We start from the raw sequence: 15,141 nt of genomic DNA, 5'->3' as shown, positions 1-15,141 counted from the left end.
CCGTGCGATGGACGAGGTCGAAGCCGGCCAGCCGGACACCTGCGAAGTCACCCCGGTGGGCGCCGAGCATCCGCTCTTCATCCTCTACACCTCGGGCTCGACCGGCAAGCCGAAGGGTGTGCAGCACAGCACGGGCGGTTACCTGCTGTGGGCGCTGCTGACCATGCAGTGGACCTTCGACCTGAAGCCCGACGATGTCTTCTGGTGCACCGCCGACATCGGTTGGGTGACCGGCCACACGTATATCGCCTATGGGCCGCTGGCTGCCGGCGCCACGCAGGTTGTGTTCGAAGGCGTGCCGACCTACCCGAACGCTGGCCGCTTCTGGGACATGATCCAGCGTCACAAGGTCAACACGTTCTATACCGCGCCAACGGCCATCCGCTCGCTCATCAAGGCTGCCGAGGCGGACGAGAAAGTCCACCCGAAGCAGTACGACCTGTCGAGCCTGCGACTGCTGGGCACGGTGGGGGAGCCGATCAACCCGGAAGCCTGGATGTGGTACCACACGAACATTGGTGGCGGCCGCTGCCCGGTGGTCGACACCTTCTGGCAGACCGAGACCGGTGGCCACATGATGACCCCGCTGCCGGGTGCCACGCCGCTGGTGCCGGGTTCGTGCACGCTGCCGCTGCCGGGCATCATGGCAGCTATCGTCGATGAAACCGGGCAGGACCTGCCGAACGGGCAAGGCGGCATCTTGGTCGTCAAGCGTCCGTGGCCATCGATGATCCGCAACATCTGGGGCGACCCGGAGCGCTTCAAGAAGAGCTACTTCCCGGAAGAACTGGGCGGCAAGCTGTACTTAGCGGGCGACGGTTCCATCCGCGACAAGGACACCGGCTACTTCACCATCATGGGCCGCATTGACGACGTGCTGAACGTCTCGGGCCACCGCATGGGCACGATGGAGATTGAGTCGGCACTGGTGGCGAACCCGCTGGTGGCCGAGGCCGCCGTGGTGGGCCGTCCGGATGACATGACGGGCGAGGCCATCTGCGCGTTCGTCGTGCTCAAGCGCTCACGTCCGGATGGCGACGAGGCCAAGCAGATCGCCGCGGACCTGCGCAACTGGGTGGGCAAGGAGATCGGGCCGATCGCCAAGCCCAAGGACATCCGCTTTGGCGACAACCTGCCCAAGACGCGCTCCGGCAAGATCATGCGCCGCCTGTTGCGCTCCCTTGCCAAGGGCGAGGACATTACGCAGGACACGTCCACGCTGGAGAACCCAGCCATCCTCGACCAGTTGAAGGAAACGCGCTAACCGCAGCGCTGGTCGCCGATCTTGGCTACCGATCCTCAACAAGACAGCCGCTTTCGCAAGCGGCTGTTTCTGTATTACGGGCTCTACACCGTCGGGCTGCTGCTGTTCATCGTCATGATGGGGGCGATCGAGCATGTGCGCGGGCCGGGTGTGTGGCTCGGCTATGTGTTCCTGTTCGTCACCATTGCCATCTATGCGTGCATCGGGCTGATCTGTCGCACGGCAGATCTGACTGAGTACTACGTAGCTGGTCGCCGCGTGCCTGCATTCTTCAACGGCATGGCCACCGCGGCAGACTGGATGAGTGCGGCTTCATTCATCGGCCTGGCGGGCATTGTGTTTGCCTCGGGTTATGAAGGGCTGGCCTATGTGATGGGCTGGACGGGCGGTTACTGCCTTGTTGCTTTCCTGCTGGCGCCGTATCTGCGCAAGTTCGGTGGCTACACGGTGCCGGATTTTCTCGCCAACCGCTACGGCAACGGGGAGCGGGGCGGTAGTTCGGTGGTGCGAGGCATTGCCGTGCTGGGCGCGACACTGTGCTCCTTCGTCTACCTTGTCGCGCAAATCCAGGGCGTCGGGCTGGTGGTCACACGCTTCATCGGCGTGGAGTTTTCGGTGGGGGTGTTCTTCGGGCTGGCGGGCATTCTGGTGTGCTCGTTCCTGGGGGGCATGCGTGCCGTGACTTGGACGCAGGTGGCGCAGTACATCATCATGATCGTGTCGTTCCTGGGCGTGGTGGGGCTGATCGGCTGGCATCGGTATCACGATCCGGTGCCGCAGCTCTCGACCGGTCATCTGCTGCAGCAGATTGAAAAGGAAGAGCAACGCATTGCCCACGACCCGGCTGAACAGCGCGTGCGCGATCATTTCCTGGCCGAAGCACAGGCACTGGAGGAGCGCATTGCCCGGCTGCCGCAATCGTTCGATGAGTCGCGGGAGGCTCTGAACACGCAACTGAAGCTGGCGCGCGAGCGCAACGCACCGTTGCGTGAGATCAAGACGCTGGAGCGTGCGCGCGAAGCGTTTCCCGCAGACGCGGCCAGCGCGTCGATTCTGTGGAACCTGGAGCGCGAGGCGGCCCTGGAGCGCAGCCGCGCGGCGCCACCATCTGCCGAGCCGTTCCCGTCCAAGTCCGAGGCCGAGCGTGGCACCGAGCGGCTGAACTTTGTGCTGCTGGTGTTCTGCCTGATGGTGGGCACCGCCAGCCTGCCGCACATCCTCACGCGCTTTCACACCACGCCGTCGGTGCGCGAGACGCGCAATTCGGTGAGTTGGACATTGTTTTTCGTGGTGCTGCTGTATGTCTCGGCGCCGGCGCTGGCGGCGCTCGTCAAGCTTGATCTGCTGCAGCATCTGGTCGGCGCGCCGTTCGCTGATCTGCCGCAGTGGATCGTGCCGTGGCGCAAGGTCGATCCGGCCGTGCTGACGCTGCGCGACATCAATGGCGATGGCATCGTCCAGTGGGCAGAGGTGATGATCCAGCCGGACATGGTGGTGCTGGCAGCGCCCGAGATTGCCGGGCTGCCGTATGTGCTGTCCGGGCTGATTGCTGCCGGTGCACTGGCGGCTGCGCTGTCCACTGCCGACGGCCTGCTGCTGACGATCGCCAATGCGCTATCGCACGACGTGTACTTCCACATGATCGACAACACCGCCAGCCACCAGCGGCGCGTGACAAGCGCCAAGGTGGTGTTGCTGGGGGTGGCGTTGCTGGCAGCGTATGTGACCTCACTCAAGCCCGGCAACATTCTTTTCCTGGTGGGGGCGGCGTTTTCACTGGCGGCTTCGTGCTTCTTCCCGGTGCTGGTGCTGGGGGTGTTCTGGAAGCGCACGAACCGCGCCGGTGCCATCGCGGGCATGCTTGCCGGGTTGGCGGTCAGCGTCTATTACATCTTCGTCAACTACCCGTTCTTCACGCGCATGACAGGCATCCTGGGTCAGCCTTGGTTTGGCGTGGACCCGATTGCATCGGGCGCGTTTGGGGTGCCGGCTGGGTTTGTGGCGGCCATTGTCGTCAGCCTGTTGACCAAACCGAACCGACCGGTGGTCGACAAGCTGGTCGGCTACATTCGCGATCCGCTGTAACAGAAAAAACGCCGGCCCCGACGAGCCGGCCAAGGGGGCGGCCGATGCCTGAAGCGCCGGCCGCCGGGGGCTGACCTCTCCCGTCAGCCCATCACAGCATTCGGCTACGCATGAACACATGCGGCATGATCGCGGCGCAATTGTTGGTGATTGCGCTACGGCGCTTATTCCGACGACGTGGTTTCCGGTGCGCGCGCGTGCGACAGTGCGCGCTCGGTCCATTGCGCCAGCGCCGGTTGAAGGCCGCCAGCCAATGCGGCGAGCTGCAGACCGTGTTCGCGGCTGTGGGCCTGGTTGTCTGTCGCCAACCTTGTGAGCGCCAATGCGATGTCGGTAGCGTCGCGCGCCTGGTTCAGGTCTTGCAGGTACTGCGCAGCCGATGCGGCCATCGCGTTGGCATGCTGGGCGCGAGCTTCACCGGCGCGAGCGGCAAGGTCGGCCTGCAGCGTGGCGAGCGAACGCAGGGCATTGGCTGAACCATCGAGCGCGAGGCGATCGCGCTGCTCACGCCAGCCGGCATCGAGTGCCGAGCGCCAGGCGGTGGAGTAGTGCTGGCTGGTCTGCAACGCTGCCAGCGCGATGCGGCGCCAGGTGTCGAGATTGGCGGCGGGCAGGGATGGGGCGGTGCCGGTATCGGTATCGCTGACAGCGTGGGTCCAGCGCTGCAGCGCATCGCGTTGGACGGCCTGCAACTGAGAGAACAGAGTGGTGAGCATGGGTGGTCTGCGTGTTGTGGGTGGAAGGAGGCTCACGGGCGGGTCTCGCCCAGTTGCCGAATCATCTGCATCACGGCTGCCATCTGCGGTGCCTGACGCGTGTAAAAGTCGAGGTGGTCCGGATCGGCGCTCGTATAGCCCCAGAAATCCCAGCAGCCGAGCGGATTGACCGAAGACCTGGTCACCTGCGGATACAGCACGATCAGGCGGTTGGTGTCGGCGATCTCGTTGTAGCCAATGCCGCTCGCGAGGTATTTGCCGACGGCCTCGGCGCTTTGCATGCAGCCGTGAAAGACCACGTGAACCGCGCAGCCACCAGCTTCGCAGTCGGCCGGCACGTAGACGAAACCGGTCCGCAGCAGCGACGCGCGGTGTGTAGTATCGAACGGCCGCTGGTCGAACGTCAGTAGCTTGCCCCGCGCGACTTGGGCGGGTGCCTTGACCGGGGTGTCCGCTGCGCCGTAGATCCAGCGCACGATGTCGTGCGATTGCTGGAAGCCGCAGTTGCTGATGTAAGGGCTGCGGTTGGACCCGCAATCGGCGTCCCGCGGCTGGTTGGTGATGAAGGCGTGGCCGGCATTCGGCATCCGGAAGTAGTTGACCTGTCGGTTGGGCACGCCGGCGAGTGCGTAGAAACGGGCAGTCTGATCAACCACGCGTGTTGACACCACGCTGTCCTTGCCGCCACTGAACACATAGATGCGCTGTGTGCGCAGATTGGCCGGGTCGTCGATCAGCCCCTTCTTGGCGAAGTCCTGCGCGTCACGCCAGGCATCTTCTGCGGCGGGTGCCGCGCCCACAGGCTGCATGCATAGCGTGGCAGCGGCGGTAAAGGGCGGCACGAGCGTCGATAGCCCGGCGCAGTGATACGGTCCGCCTGCAACGATGCCTGCGCCAATCAGCTCGCTGGAGTACGCCACGTCAAACTGCGCTGCCATGAATGCACCCGATGACAGCCCCGACACCGATACGCGCTTGAGATCGGCGTTGTAGGCGCCCAGCGGGGCGTCATCTGCGCCTGCCGCTTGGCACAGTGCGGTGGCAGTCAGCGCGATGCCGGCAATCACATAGGACAGCGCCCTGGCACGGAGGCTGGTTGACGGGGTCTTCTTTTGGCGGGGAAGGTGTGTTGCCGTGAGCTGCATCCTGGGCTCCTGGTTGTTGGATGGACGGACGTTGGGGAAGGTGCTGGCGAGGGTGCAGCGTATGCGGGCGCGCGGCGTGCCTGAATAGGGTGGATGGTTGAGACAACGTTCTATGACCGATCGCACGTGTCACGTAGAAGCCCGCATGTCCAGAGGTGGCCGCACGTGTGGCCGCTTCCGTGAGCGCAACACATGGAGGCAGGCGCGATCAACCGGGCGTTGTGTTGATCTGCACCTCGTCTTCGGAGAGCGTCTGGATGGTCCGCTCGATCGGTGCCGGGCTTACGCTGACCTCGCCGGCAAAGGGGCGGTCCACCGCCAGCACGAAGAAGAACGCCAGGCCCAGCGTGGTAGCCCATGCCGCTACCAGCGCCATGTGAAAGCGCGACGCTGGCAACGCATAGAGCAGCAACAGCGATAGCCCACTGGCGATCAGCATCACGCCCCAGAGCGTGGCGGGCATGGCGGCGTCCAGGTTCTGCAGGCGTTTCTCGCGGTACTTGACCATCTCGTTGGCTCGGGCCAGCACCTCGGTCAGCAGTGCGCGCTCGCGGTCGTCGCTGGGCGTGATGCGATTGGTGGTGGCGAACATACGGTTGAACGCGGCTTCGGTGCGCACATCTGCACGCGCTTGCTGTTGCATGCTCGGCCATTCGTCATGGACGACGTGTTCCAGATAGGTCACCAGCTCGCGCCGTGCAGCCGCGGCACTCGGGTGCGAGAACGCTGATAGGTCGTGCGCGAGTTCCGTGGCGCAGGCAGCTTCGGCCGCCACGATATCGGCGGCGGCCTGATACGCGCCCCACACCGAGATGGCCGAGAACGCGACCAGCAATGAGTTGATGGTGGTCACTGCAGTCATCATGGCGATCGTCATGCCACGCTGTTCGGCGTCGAGCATGACCGGACAGAGATGGCGAAACAGCACGTAGCCGCCGAGCGCTATGGCCAGCGTGGAGAAGACAATGACCGCCCCCATTGCCCACGCGGGGATGTTGTACAGGAACAGCATGGGGTCACTCCTTGAATGGCCGGGGGTTGAGAGGGGCAGAGGTCGTGGGGTCGCCTGCGGCCAGCATGGCGCGCGTGAAGTCGGCCAGGCGCTGGCGCATGGCCTCGGGCGACGCGCTGCCATCGAGCGATTGCTGCAGGTCAATCAGATTGGCGGCGAGTTCGCTCTGCCATTGCGTGCGCTCGCTGGCGGCGCGGGCGCGGTAGGTCTGCATGGCGGCGTCGGCATCAGCTGAGCGGTCGCCGCGCACAAGGGTCTCCAGCGCATCCACCAGCCGCTGCAGCAACCGATGCACGGCCGTGGCCGAGAAACCGCCCAGCATGGCCATCGCGGGCTTGCCGAAGTTGTGCATGCTGCCGCGGTCGAACAACTGCGCGGGCAGCATCTCTACCAGGATCAATCCCGCAATGACCCCGAGGATCAATCGCGCACCGTAGGAGGCGTCGTACTTCGGGTCGTAGGTGGAGGCTGCCACGTAGCGGTGCGCCTGGAACAGCGTGGCAAATGATGCGCCCAGCCCTGCACAGAACAGCAGAAACAGCGTGTTCCACAACAGGCGCGTGCCGTCAGACTGTAGGAAGCCGCGGTCGATGTTCTCGCTCGACACGTCGGGCGACATGCCCGTGGCAATCACCGCGATCAGGAAAACGATGGCGGCGCTGGTCAGCAGCCGGATCAGCGGCACTGGCCCGAGCCAGGCGAGAGGATGGTCGCTGCGGTGCTGCGCGTCGAGCAGGGTGACTGCCTGCGGTGTGGCGGGGGCAATGGTGGCCGCCAGCTTGCGGTGGATGGCGGCCAGCGCGTGGTGGGGGGACGCATGCGCAGGCAGTTGCCGATCGATCAGGCCACCGAGCTGAGCAATGATCTCCGGCGCCACCGGCAGCCCGTGGTGCAGGGCATAGCGCGCCATGGCTTCGCATTCTTCGCGCAGCTGGTCGGCAAGTGCTGCGCCCGGAAGCTTGTGCGGCACCGGGCGGGCGCGAAACCACTGCACGAGGGTGAGCGGGATCATGCCGGCCTCCCATCGCGCGGCATGGCGGCGCAGAAGGGGTGGCCCCGCAAGTGTGGGTTGTTCGGTTGCATGGTGGCCTTCGTGGGCGGGGCGGGCTGTGCGCAGCCCGGGCTTGCCACGCCTCTTTTGTCGGGCGGGACAAACTCACTTTGCGTCGCGTGTGCGGGTTCGCCAATGCAGCGGAAGTTACGAACGACGGCCTAACGAAAGACACGGAACGGGTGTGCAGCGCAGCCCCGAAGGCAAAGAAAAAAGCCCGCGACCTCTCGGCAGCGGGCTCAATGACGGCTTGGAGAATACGGTGTGCGGCTCAGGCGTGCGCGGTATGCGCGGCTTGCGGATCAATGCGGAAGAAGGCTACCGCCGCGTTGAGCTCCTGCCCCTGATCCTGCAGCGATTGCGAGGCGGCTGCAGCTTCTTCCACCAGTGCTGCATTGCGCTGGGTGACTTCGTCCATCTGCGAGATTGCCTGGTTGACTTGCTCGATGCCGCGCCGTTGTTCGATTGACGCAGCGGCAATCTCTTCCATGATGTGCGTGACGCGCGCCACGGCCTGCGTGACTTCGGTCATGGTGTGGCCTGCTTCGCCTGCCAATGTGGAGCCATCATGAATGCGCTCCACCGACGAGGCGATCAGTTCCTTGATCTCCTTGGCCGCCGTGGACGAGCGCTGCGCCAGGCTGCGCACCTCGCTGGCGACCACCGCAAAGCCACGGCCCTGCTCGCCCGCGCGCGCGGCTTCCACCGCAGCATTCAGCGCCAGGATGTTGGTCTGGAAGGCAATGCCCTCGATGATGCCGGTGATATCGGCAATCTTGCTGGAGCGGTCACTGATGTCCTGCATGGTCGACACCACCTGGCTGACGACGGTACTGCCTTTCTGCGCGACTTCCGATGCGTTGGCTGCCAGCACCGTGGCTTGCTGTGCGTTGTCGGCGTTCTGTTTCACGGTGGAGGTCAGCTCTTCCATGCTGGCGGCCGTTTCCTGTAGCGACGACGCCTGTGCTTCCGTGCGCTGGCTCAGGTCGGCATTGCCGGCGGCAATCTGCTTGGCTGCACCGGCCACGCTGCCGCTGCTGTCGCGCACCTTGTCGACGATCTCCGTCAGGCGGCCGTTCATGTCGCGCAGGGCTGAGAGCAGGTGGCTCGTTTCATCCTTGCCGCGCACGTCGATGCGGCTGCTCAGATCGCCGCGTGCCACGGTCTTGGCCACGTCCACGGCAACACGGATCGGCTGCGTGATCGAGCGCGTGATGATCGCACCCGCAATGACTGCCAGCAGTGCCGCACCAACCGACAGCGCGATCAACATGTTGCGTTGGTTGGCGTAGTTTGCGTCGTAGTCCTGCACAAGCTGTTCCTGGCGCTCGCGGGTATAGGCAGCGTAGGCTTCCGTGGCCTTGACCAGCGCGGCCAGCAGCGGGCGGCAGTCGTTATCCATTTTCTGGATGGCTTCCTCGCGCTTGCCAGCGAGTGCCAGCGACACGATATCGGTCGCCACTGGGCCATAGCGCGACTCCACGCTGTCGATATCGGCCACCAGCGCGCGGGCACGATCGGTGGAGTCCTTGGCGTTGGTAATCAGCTCCTTGAGTAGCTTGAGTTGCTTCTGCACATCTTCGTGCGCGCGGAATACGTCGGCCTTCTCCAGTTCCAGGTCTTGCTGGGTGACCACCAGCACGAGGTTGCGTGCGGCAATGGCGCGGCGATCCACCGCTGTACGCACTTCCGTGGCGACTGCGGCACGGGCGTTGACGCCGTGCACGAAATTGGAAAAGCCTTCTGTCGAATTGGACAGCGCGTGCAACGACATGCCTGATACCACGACGACGATGGCTGCCAGCACGCCAAAGCCTGCGGTGAGCTTGGCCTTGATGGTCATCTGGGAAAGGTTCACAGCGTCCTCCAGTCTTACAAGATGGATGCAATCATGATTGGCTTGGCTACCACCCGGTATGGCACGAGAGAGGCGGGTGAACCTGCCACCGTTTTATTGCTGTTTCCTGCGGACTTCGAAAGCGTCCCCGTTGGGGTAGGTGAGACTGGTTATTCCAGCCTGATTCAGATGATCTTCACGGGGTTATCGGCGGGGTCTGGAAATCCTGAACATCAATTTTGTGCAGGTTTCCACTTAGTTCTTTCTAGGGCTGTGGAGGCCTTGATCTATAAGGCCTAGCGCTTTGTTTGCTCTGGGGTGCTCCACAATTCTGGATTGTGTGATGGATTTTGCGGATCGGGCGCCAAGTGGAGAATAAATACCTTATCTTGATTAATTTATATCAGGTATGAATCGATTTTTTCTTCGTTGGTTCATATGAGAAACGTTTTCGATTGATGTATTAATCCGCTTACATATTTCTGCCGTTGCTTGTGTGTAAACCAAAAAACCCGCCTAGAAGGCGGGCCATTCATGCGAATGAATCTCGTTTACTGAAGGGCGGATGCCGGCACGACCGGCAGCACAACCCTGGACGGGTGCGCTGCGTCGCCATAGATCGTCAGTACACCGATCAGCGAGTTGAGCAAGGTGGGTAGCGGCGGCACGCCCTGTGGGAGGTTGCTCGCCCCCACGGCCACGCGCAGCTTGTGGCCCTTGCCGATCAGTGCGCTGGTTGGAAACACCTCCACCGGCACCAGCACGGCCTTGCCCGGCGAGAGCGGCTGCACGGAGTCCGGCGTGAACGGATGCCACGGCTGGATCATCAGCCCGTTCATCAGGCGAGAGCGGCTGGCATCCACCGCACGCAGCGAAGCCGTCTGGATGCCATCGGTGAGCGGTGTCACGTTACCCGCCGCGTCCACATCATCAATGCGTACCGACACGCCGGCATCGAGTGCGGTGGTGGAGACCCACACATCGGCTTCGATCGGGCCGTTGAGATAGGTATCCGCCGGCATGGGCGGTGTCTCGAACTTCACGTCAGCAGCCTCGGCAAGGGCGTCGTCAGTCTGGCACGGCAGTGGGAGAAAGCCGGTCAGGCCCGCCGTCCATTGCGAAAGGCTGATCGAGCACGCCCCGTTCAGCGGTTGCTGAATCACCTGGTTGGCGGCTTCATTGGCCCCCGGTGCGCTGGCCGACAGGCTCTTGTCGCCCCGCAGATAGAGCGCTTGCGCCTGCACCTGCGGATGCGGCCAGTCGGTCGCGGTAGCGTAGTGGCCATACCCGGTTACGTACTGGGTGACATTGGGCAACGCGTCGGCGCCCACGTTCATGCCTTTCACATATTGATCGAACCATTGCAACTGAATGTGGTTGAGTGGCGGCACGCCATCGACCGGCAACCCGCTGCCTAACGCTGCCTGCAAGTGCGTCCATGGGCCGATCAGCAGCTTGGCCGGCGCCTGCGTCTTGATGGCTTCGTAGGTGAGCGGTTCGCTGCGCTGGAAGAGGTCGTGCAGGCCTCCGACCACGAAGGTGGGCACCTTGATCTTGCCGTCGTTCTCCAGCGGTGAGCGCGTTGCCCAGAACGCGCCGTCATACGCAGTGGTGGTCGTGCCAAGCAAGGCTTGCAGCATGGTCGGCAACTGGAATGTCGTCACCGCAGACACCAGGTGTTGCAGCACCGCGGGCAGGCCGATCGTCGGGTTGGTCACCAGTGTCGGATCGGTCAGGCTCAGCACTGACACCAGCCCGAACCACGCCGGGATGAATGTCAGATTGGTCTGCCCGCCGGTGAAGACGATGTCGCGGTAGCCGTCGCCAATCGGCACGATGGGGAACGCCGCCTTGACTGCCGGATGGTTCTGCGCCGCCGTGATGACGGTCGTAATGCCGAGGTACGACACGCCGTACAGGCCGATCGCGCCGTTGCTCCATGGCTGTTGCGTGACCCAGTCGACCACGTGGCCGTAGTCGCTCTGCTCATCCGCCCCAAATGCATCCCACGTGCCTTGCGACTGGCCTGTGCCGCGCACATCCACCACCACCGTCGCATAGCCATGCTGGACGATGTAGGGGTCGGCTCCGCCCAGCGCGGTGCCGATCGACGCTGTGTACTGTGCGTTGCCGCCGTTGTACGAGGTCTGCACGAGTACCGTTGGGAAAGCACCAGTGGCGGGGTTGCCCGAGGCGTCTGCCGGCAGCGTGACATAGGCTGCCAGCTTGGTGCCGTCCGGCATCGTGATGTACTGCGTGGCTTGCCGTGCGATACCGGCGTAGAGCATCGGTGGGTTGTAGTCGATCCACTTGGCGCTTGCGTTGGTCGTAATGGACGTGCCGGGTTGTGCGAGCGTGGCGCGTGTGCCAAGCGTGGTCCAGTTGGCCGCCGCTGGCTTGATCGGCGGCGCAATGGTGTTTGAATCGGTGGGGGTGCTGCCGGCTGCGGCGACGCCGCTGCTATCGCCGCCGCAGCCCGACAGCGCGAGTGCCGCGCACAACAGCGCTGACGTCAACATGCGGCCCAGCCGCACACGTGGGTTGCCCATCTGCATGGGATGTCTCCTTCTGACTGCTCTTATTTGTTTGGGGGGATGGCCGGCATGCCGAGGGGCGGCATACGGCAAGTCGCTTCCGATCAGGAAGCTGGTCAAGCGGAAGGGCTGTACGAGGAAGGGTGGGTGACACGGTCGACCACGCGCCAGCGGCTTGGGCGCAATCGATGAAGCACCAAGCATGCCTATCGACATACAGCACGCGACGGGCTTGGCGCCGCCAGATCCGCGCGTTCCTGGCCCGAAACGGTCGCCGCGTTACGTAACGCGCTGCGTAACGAACGTGAAGGAAACACGCGTGACGCGCCATGTTCGGATGAGAAACTTGCACCCCACCGACGTAGGGGTGTGGCGCGCAAATGCTTGTCGGCATTGCGTTTCAAACAGGCGCGTCCGGTGTGCGATTGGGGCTAGACGGCGGCCATCGCTCTGTCATTGAAACTGGCATGGACGTTGCGTAATTCGGTCAGACCTGCCCGGCACAGGGCGCAACGTACAGACAGAAGGGGGCCACCATGAACCGCACCATTCAAGACGTCGAAATTGCCGCTGCCATCGATTCAGACCTGCTGCGCCGCCGCCAGCAGTTTGCTGGTCAGCCCGCTGCCTGGCAGGTGTGGTCAGAAGCGGCACATGTCGCCACCTTGAACGAGCGCGCACGTTCCGCCTTCATTGAACGTGTGGCCGCCAGCCGCGGTGCGGACATTGCGTTGCGCCTGCTGATGAAGGCCCAGTCGATCCGCGAACAGGTGACGCATACGCTGTTGCTGACCGAAGCGCGGGCGACGCTGCACTGAGGTGATGCGAGGGGGATGCCGGCACGCGTGACGTGTTGGCGCGTGGGATGCAAAAGGCCCTGTCGGGAGACTGGGTCTTTTGTTTTTGTGGATCGAAACGTCAGTCAGAAAACAGAAACGCCCGCGTGGGCGGGCGTTTTGCGTGAATTCTGGCGGAGAGAAGGGGATTCGAACCCCTGATAGGCTATTAACCTATACACGCTTTCCAGGCGTGCGACTTCAACCACTCATCCATCTCTCCGGAAGCCCGCGATTGTAGCACACCGGACAAGGACGCCAAGCCCCGCACGCGATCGTCGCTAAAGTTCCGTGATGCATAGGCCCGAATCTCATGGGAAGCGAGCCATGGGCCACCTCCCAACACGCTGCCGCCAATCAGCGGGCAATTCATCGTGCCAAATCGGACAGGTCTTATACACCTGCAAGGGGCGCATCGGTACATTCGACCTCCATGCCTTGCGTGACGCAAATTTTTGTGTCGTGCGGCATGACCCGATTTTCTGTTTCTCAATTCTCAAGCGAGTGATGACGCCATGCGGTTCGACCTGCGTTCCCGTCTCGCACGCGAACAAGGTCGCCCTGCGGGCAATGTCGTCCCGGCGCGTCGAGTCCGACGGTCGCTATGTGCTTGTTTTGCCCTGCTATACGGGTCCATGACGGCAGTCATCCCCGCACCCGCACTGGGTGTGACGCCGGTAGCGGATGCGCCTGCAGTCTCGAACGTGGCATTCAGGCCGACGGCCGGCAACCTTGTCGATGTGCGTTTCTCCAATCCCTCTCATGCGCCGTGGGGCGCATCTGCGGTGCAGTCACCGACAGCAGATTTTCAATCTGGCATGCGAGCGGGCGAGATCGCGAGCACGTTCCGCAAGGCACTCACGCGCGCAGACCTGCCGGGCGACCTGTTGCAGCAGATCACGCGACTGTTTCGTGGAAGGGTCGACATGTCGGCGCGAGGTGCGGCGGGCGACTACTTCCGTGTCGCCTATGAACCGGTTGCAGAAGCCTGCTGCGAGCAGGCACTCCGTCTGACCGCGATCGAGGTGCGGTTCCAGGGCAAGCACTATGCGGGCGTCTGGTTTGCAACGAACGAGCATCCGCAGGGCGACTACTACCGATTCGACGGCACGCTCATGGCGGGGCTGCGCTTTACCTTGCCGGTTCAGGCGACGCGTATCAGTTCGGATTTCGGCGAACGCACGCATCCTGTTACGGGTGCCCATCACGGACATTCCGGCGTTGACCTTGCGGCGCCGATCGGCAGGGCTGTGCATGCGTCCGAGGCGGGCGTGGTTGCGCACATCGGCAATGAGCGGCGTGGCTACGGGAAATATGTGGTCATTCGGCATTCAGATGGCCACACGTCCTACTACGCGCATCTCTCCAAGATCGAACCCAAGTTGCGGGTCGGAGTGCCCGTCGAGCGCACTCAGCGCATTGGTGCGGTTGGCCGTACCGGAACGGCGACCGGGCCGCACCTGCATTTCGAAGTCCGTCGTGACGATCGGCCTATCGATCCACTTGCCTTGATTCGCAAGGCAAGCACGCAAGCGCTACGCGGCGATCAGCTGGCGGCATTCCAGCGCGTTGCTACCTTGGCGATGATGCGTCTTGCCGGTGCCGGGCCAGCATCGGTGGTGGCGGCATCTGCCACCCAGAACAACGTGTGTTGATGCACATGCCAGGTCTGCGGTCCGCCTCCGTAGCGCTACGGAGGTGCTACCCGTAGCTAACCGGGTTCAACGGAAACGGTGTGCTTTCTACGATGAATGCCTCTCTCCTCTCATCGTTTCAACGACCGTTTTCATGATCAAGACTCTTGCACTGCCTGGCGCGCTGGCGCTGCTGTTCTCGGGCGCGGCATTTGCCCAAGCCGCCGCCGATGCTTCAAAGGAAGAGGGCTACTACAGCGCTGCTCGCATCGTGGGTGCCAAGCACAAGGCCGACGACATGGCTTCCACTGCCCGACCGCGGATCGGTAGTTTCGTTTCGATTGACGACAGCGCCAATCTCATCACGGGCTCGTTCGCTCTGGGTTACGACTTCGCCAACGGCTGGCGTGTTGAAGGTGAATACACGCTGCCGCGTACCGATTCCTTTGTGAGCGGTTCGACCCGTTGGCCCAGTAACAACTATCACGACATCAAATCGCAGCGCGTGATGGCCAATGTGTACCGCGATTTCGCGGTTGCCAAGAACGTGTCGGTGTACGCCATGGGCGGCCTGGGTCTGGCCATGCTGAAATCGGAAGGCGCTCAGATCAACCCGGCCAATGGTTTTGGTGGTCCTTTCAACGCCGCAAGCCAGACCAATCTGGCGTGGTCGCTGGGTGTGGGTGTTTCTTACTCCCCGATCAAGAAGCTGACCCTGGACCTGGGCTATCGCTATGTCGATATGGGCAAGACGGAAAGCGGCTGGAATGCATTCACCAACGCTGTCGGCATGCAAGACGAAATGCTGCGTGCCAAGCTGGTCTCGCATGAAATCTACCTCGGTGCGCGCTACAAGTTCTAAATATCTGTTTGCGATGGTTTCCTAATCCCCACAGGGGGAAACCCGTCATGTTGGTTTTGCGCCCGGAGCGTTGACGCGCTTCGGGCGTTGTCACAACGGCCTGCAAAAAAATCGCTCGGATTGCAAGTCTGAGCGATTTTCGTTTACGCGAAATCATGCGCAATT

General features: G+C 63.1%; 11 protein-coding genes and 1 tRNA gene. 5 read left to right on the top strand and 7 right to left on the bottom strand.

What is annotated here, in order from left to right:
• Together JHD73_RS02690 and JHD73_RS02685 are read left to right on the top strand one after the other, a co-directional pair.
• Positions 1-1,264 (top strand): acetate--CoA ligase (locus JHD73_RS02690; RefSeq protein ID WP_199027504.1); only part of this gene is annotated, 1,264 nt, incomplete at its 5' end.
• 18 nt (positions 1,265-1,282) lie between these two features.
• Positions 1,283-3,349: a sodium:solute symporter family protein gene (locus tag JHD73_RS02685; RefSeq protein ID WP_199027510.1), complete on the top strand. Its 2,067-nt coding sequence runs from the start codon at positions 1,283-1,285 to the stop codon at positions 3,347-3,349.
• A gap of 164 nt (positions 3,350-3,513) precedes the next feature.
• Here JHD73_RS02685 and JHD73_RS02680 read toward each other — a convergent pair whose 3' ends face one another.
• From JHD73_RS02680 to JHD73_RS02655, 6 genes are all read right to left on the bottom strand, one after another.
• On the bottom strand, positions 3,514-4,065 hold the full coding sequence (locus JHD73_RS02680; protein WP_199027502.1) for a hypothetical protein: 552 nt from the start codon (positions 4,063-4,065) through the stop codon (positions 3,514-3,516).
• Between the two features lie 32 nt (positions 4,066-4,097).
• On the bottom strand, positions 4,098-5,210 hold the full coding sequence (locus JHD73_RS02675; RefSeq protein WP_199027500.1) for a poly(3-hydroxybutyrate) depolymerase: 1,113 nt from the start codon (positions 5,208-5,210) through the stop codon (positions 4,098-4,100).
• Between the two features lie 208 nt (positions 5,211-5,418).
• On the bottom strand, positions 5,419-6,222 hold the full coding sequence (locus JHD73_RS02670; RefSeq protein ID WP_199027498.1) for a DUF4239 domain-containing protein: 804 nt from the start codon (positions 6,220-6,222) through the stop codon (positions 5,419-5,421).
• A 4-nt stretch (positions 6,223-6,226) separates the two neighbouring features.
• Positions 6,227-7,234 (bottom strand): hypothetical protein, encoded by a 1,008-nt coding sequence (locus tag JHD73_RS02665; RefSeq protein WP_199027496.1) that lies wholly within the window; start codon positions 7,232-7,234, stop codon positions 6,227-6,229.
• Positions 7,235-7,544: 310 nt separating this feature from the next.
• Positions 7,545-9,116, bottom strand: a complete 1,572-nt coding sequence (locus tag JHD73_RS02660) for a methyl-accepting chemotaxis protein (protein ID WP_199027508.1) — start codon at positions 9,114-9,116, stop codon at positions 7,545-7,547.
• A 545-nt stretch (positions 9,117-9,661) separates the two neighbouring features.
• On the bottom strand, positions 9,662-11,665 hold the full coding sequence (locus JHD73_RS02655; RefSeq protein WP_199027494.1) for a CocE/NonD family hydrolase: 2,004 nt from the start codon (positions 11,663-11,665) through the stop codon (positions 9,662-9,664).
• Between the two features lie 515 nt (positions 11,666-12,180).
• Between JHD73_RS02655 and JHD73_RS02650 the strand changes: the two genes are divergently transcribed.
• Entirely contained in the window at positions 12,181-12,462 is a 282-nt protein-coding gene (locus JHD73_RS02650) for a hypothetical protein (RefSeq protein WP_199027492.1), read from the top strand.
• A 150-nt stretch (positions 12,463-12,612) separates the two neighbouring features.
• Here JHD73_RS02650 and JHD73_RS02645 read toward each other — a convergent pair.
• Positions 12,613-12,703, bottom strand: a tRNA-Ser gene (locus JHD73_RS02645).
• A 412-nt stretch (positions 12,704-13,115) separates the two neighbouring features.
• On the opposite strand from JHD73_RS02645, the gene JHD73_RS02640 reads away from it, so the two are divergent.
• Together JHD73_RS02640 and JHD73_RS02635 are read left to right on the top strand one after the other, a co-directional pair.
• Positions 13,116-14,135: a M23 family metallopeptidase gene (locus JHD73_RS02640; RefSeq protein WP_233176751.1), complete on the top strand. Its 1,020-nt coding sequence runs from the start codon at positions 13,116-13,118 to the stop codon at positions 14,133-14,135.
• Positions 14,136-14,268: 133 nt separating this feature from the next.
• Positions 14,269-14,976, top strand: coding sequence for an outer membrane protein (locus tag JHD73_RS02635; RefSeq protein ID WP_199027488.1), 708 nt, complete (start codon positions 14,269-14,271; stop codon positions 14,974-14,976).
• Positions 14,977-15,141 lie beyond the last annotated feature (165 nt).

It is taken from the genome of Ralstonia sp. ASV6 (genome assembly GCF_016429285.1).
Lineage (GTDB): Bacteria > Pseudomonadota > Gammaproteobacteria > Burkholderiales > Burkholderiaceae > Ralstonia > Ralstonia flaminis.
The sequence above is the reverse complement of the archived record's forward strand: the minus strand, read 5'-3'. Positions and strand labels throughout refer to the sequence as shown.

Bases quoted from the DNA above. Each gene is read 5' to 3' on its own strand.
- JHD73_RS02675 (WP_199027500.1), bottom strand. From the start codon at position 5,210: ATGCAGCTCACGGCAACACACCTTCCCCGCCAAAAGAAGACCCCGTCA.
- JHD73_RS02660 (WP_199027508.1), bottom strand. From the start codon at position 9,116: ATGACCATCAAGGCCAAGCTCACCGCAGGCTTTGGCGTGCTGGCAGCC.
- JHD73_RS02635 (WP_199027488.1), top strand. From the start codon at position 14,269: ATGATCAAGACTCTTGCACTGCCTGGCGCGCTGGCGCTGCTGTTCTCG.
- JHD73_RS02665 (WP_199027496.1), bottom strand. From the start codon at position 7,234: ATGATCCCGCTCACCCTCGTGCAGTGGTTTCGCGCCCGCCCGGTGCCG.
- JHD73_RS02640 (WP_233176751.1), top strand. From the start codon at position 13,116: ATGACGGCAGTCATCCCCGCACCCGCACTGGGTGTGACGCCGGTAGCG.
- JHD73_RS02650 (WP_199027492.1), top strand. From the start codon at position 12,181: ATGAACCGCACCATTCAAGACGTCGAAATTGCCGCTGCCATCGATTCA.
- JHD73_RS02655 (WP_199027494.1), bottom strand. From the start codon at position 11,665: ATGCAGATGGGCAACCCACGTGTGCGGCTGGGCCGCATGTTGACGTCA.
- JHD73_RS02670 (WP_199027498.1), bottom strand. From the start codon at position 6,222: ATGCTGTTCCTGTACAACATCCCCGCGTGGGCAATGGGGGCGGTCATT.
- JHD73_RS02680 (WP_199027502.1), bottom strand. From the start codon at position 4,065: ATGCTCACCACTCTGTTCTCTCAGTTGCAGGCCGTCCAACGCGATGCG.